Here is a 592-nt window from a genome sequence, read left to right as displayed (position 1 = left end):
ATTGACACTGGTATTTTTGTCGTCGCGAAAGCCGGTCTTTTGCAGCAAAACAAAGCTGTAATGCATTCTTACTTCGCCCACCTCTTTGGCGAACTGTTCCCTGAGATAATGCTCATGACTGAGCAGAAAGCACTCATTGACGGAAACGTCTATCTTTCGTCTGGACCTTACTCTCACTCAAGTGTGATGCTGGAAATAGTAGAAGAGTATTTTGGAAAGCACACTCGAAACCTTGGTAACCAGTTTTTAAGTACAATAGAGAGCAGTGGAAACTCTCATTCATACTGTGATGTTTTCCGTTACATGCAACACAGAGATGAGCTGATTCTAAAAATCCAAAAATGGATTCTCACCACGGATCTAGACATCGTCTCTATCAGTGATTTAGCGAATGAAGCTTGCTTATCAGAACGGCAGTTAAAACGCCGATTTAAAGAGGCGACATCCATCAGTCCGCTAAAGTTTATTCAGTTAGGGCGTTTATCTTTTGCAAAAGAACTGTTGAGGTCAACAAAGTTGTCAATTGATGAAGTTGCAAGTCGGTCTGGTTATGTTGATACACAGTTTTTCAGGCAGATATTCAAACGAGAAA

General features: G+C 41.0%; 1 protein-coding gene. It reads left to right on the top strand.

Translation table 11 applies throughout. The features are described 5' to 3' along the window. Positions 1-592: GlxA family transcriptional regulator (locus R7190_RS29085; RefSeq protein ID WP_318138094.1), on the top strand; the 592-nt coding region annotated here is incomplete at both ends.

Source organism: Vibrio sp. 1078-1, from assembly GCF_033340475.1.
This window is presented reverse-complemented; position numbering and strand designations above follow the sequence as displayed.